The sequence below is a fragment of the Mycobacterium hackensackense genome, assembly GCF_025822555.1.
GTDB lineage: Bacteria > Actinomycetota > Actinomycetes > Mycobacteriales > Mycobacteriaceae > Mycobacterium > Mycobacterium fluoranthenivorans.
Genome location: NZ_JACKUC010000033.1, coordinates 1 through 2,020, shown reverse-complemented (window position 1 = coordinate 2,020; position 2,020 = coordinate 1). Strand labels below are relative to the sequence as shown.

At 67.2% G+C, this 2,020-nt stretch carries 2 protein-coding genes and 1 pseudogene; 2 read left to right on the top strand and 1 reads right to left on the bottom strand.

Features of this window, described 5'->3' with window-relative positions:
• Nucleotides 1-1,009, top strand: a 1,009-nt coding sequence (locus H7J86_RS25995; RefSeq protein ID WP_267294478.1) for an NADH:flavin oxidoreductase/NADH oxidase, incomplete at its 5' end; no start/stop codon positions are given.
• 52 nt (nt 1,010-1,061) lie between these two features.
• On the opposite strand, the gene H7J86_RS25990 is transcribed toward H7J86_RS25995, so the two are convergent.
• Nucleotides 1,062-1,484, bottom strand: a complete 423-nt coding sequence (locus tag H7J86_RS25990) for a nitroreductase family deazaflavin-dependent oxidoreductase (protein ID WP_090358975.1) — start codon at nt 1,482-1,484, stop codon at nt 1,062-1,064.
• A gap of 240 nt (nt 1,485-1,724) precedes the next feature.
• On the opposite strand from H7J86_RS25990, the pseudogene H7J86_RS25985 reads away from it, so the two are divergent.
• Nucleotides 1,725-2,020, top strand: a pseudogene (locus tag H7J86_RS25985) (5,10-methylene tetrahydromethanopterin reductase); the annotation flags it as partial.

Here is a 2,020-nt window from a genome sequence, read left to right as displayed (position 1 = left end):
CTCCGCCGTTGTCGACGGACCGGAGGCCGGCACACCCACGGACTGGCACCTGCAGCACTTCGGTGCGCGGGTCATCGGCGGGGTGGCCCTGGCGATGGTCGAGGCCACCGCCGTGGACCCCGTCGGCCGCAGCAGCATCTACGACCTCGGATTGTGGAATGACGCTCAGGTGCCGGGATTTCGGCGACTGACCGATTTCATCTCCGCGCTCGGTGCGGTTCCGGGAATCCAGATCGTGCACGCCGGCCGGAAGGGATCCACCGGTCGGCCCTGGCCGGATCACACCCGTGACCCGCAGTCCTGGACGACGCTGGGCCCCAGTTCGATTCCTTTCGGCCGTCTCCCTGCCCCGGAGGAACTCAGCCGCCGTGACATCGAGAGCATCGTGGCGTCCTTCGCTGCCGCGGCCCGCCGGGCCGCCGCGGCCGGATTCCGGGTGCTCGAGATCCACGGCGCCCATGGCTATCTCATCCACCAGTTCCTGTCGCCACAGTCGAATATGCGCACCGACGACTACGGGGGGTCGCTCGACAACCGGATGAGATTCGCGCTGGATGTTGCGTCGGCGGTGCGGGCGGCGTGGCCGGAGCACCTACCGCTGTTCTTCAGGGTGTCGGCCACCGACTGGCTCGCCGGCGATACCGACGATCCACGCCCCGGCTGGACCGTGGCGGATACCGTGGCGCTCACCACCGGACTGAAGAATGCGGGATTGGACCTCATCGACGTGTCCACCGGCGGGGCGGTGCCCGACGCGAAGATACCGGTGGCCCCCGGGTATCAGGTTCCGTTCGCCAAACGGGTCCGCGCCGAGGCGGACATCCCCACCGCGACCGTCGGTCTGATCACCGAGGCCGAGCAGGCCGAGGCCGTCATCTCCGGCGGCGACGCCGACGCGGTCTTCATCGCCCGCGCTCTGCTGCGCAACCCCAACTGGGTGCGCGACGCCGCGCATGACGCTGGGATCGCGCTGGCGCATCCACCCCAGTACAGCCGGGCCTTCACCTGAGTGGCGGGTGCCCGTCCGGCGGCGGATACCGCCGGACGGGCACACACCGCGGCTACTCGACGACGAAAACCGGGATCTGCCGGGTCGTCTTGGTCTGGTATTCGGCGTACGGCGGGTAAGCCGCGACGGCCAGTTCCCACCAGTGCGCGCGTTCGTCGCCCTCGATCTCGCGGGCGGTGAGTTCGACGACCTTGTCGCCGTCCTGCACGGTGACCTGCGGATGGGCCAGCACGTTGTGGTACCAGGACGGGTGGTTCGGGTCGCCGCCCTTGGACGCCACCATGGCGTACTTACCGTTCTCCTCGACCCGCATCAGCGGGACATAACGCTTCTTGCCCGACTTCGCCCCCGTCGTGGTGAACAGGACGATCGGGCGATCAAGGATCTCGATGCCCTCGGTGGTACCCGTCTCCAGGATCTTCTCGGTCTGGCTGCGGACCCAGTCGGTGGGGCTCAGTTCAGGATGCTCAGTCACCTGCTGCGCAACACCGATCGGTGTGCGGATATTCCCGGGTTTGTGACGCAACGTTACGGATGAGAATCGCGCCGATTTGATCGCTATCGCAAGAATCCGGGTTCGGACATCGTTTCGGGGTTAGCACCACTACGCGGATCATCCGGCACGCCCGGCCATGAACGCCGGGACGAAGGTAATTCCCTCGATGTCATCACTGCGCACGGCCGATGTGTTCCCGTACCCGGAGGCCGGCCGCCCGTGACCCGCCAGATCGTCCTCAACGCATTCGACATGAACTGTGTGACCCACATCGTCGCCGGCACCTGGCGGCATCCCGAATCGCAGGCGGCGCGGTACAAGGACCTGGAGTATTGGACCGACCTGGCGAAGCTGCTGGAACGAGGCCTGTTCGACGGCCTGTTCATCGCCGATGTCCTCGGCATCTACGACGTGTACGCCGGCGGCCCCGAGGCGGCGCTGCGCTCCGGCGCACAGGTACCGGTGAACGATCCACTGCTGGTGGTACCCGCGATGGCCGCGGCCACCCAACATCT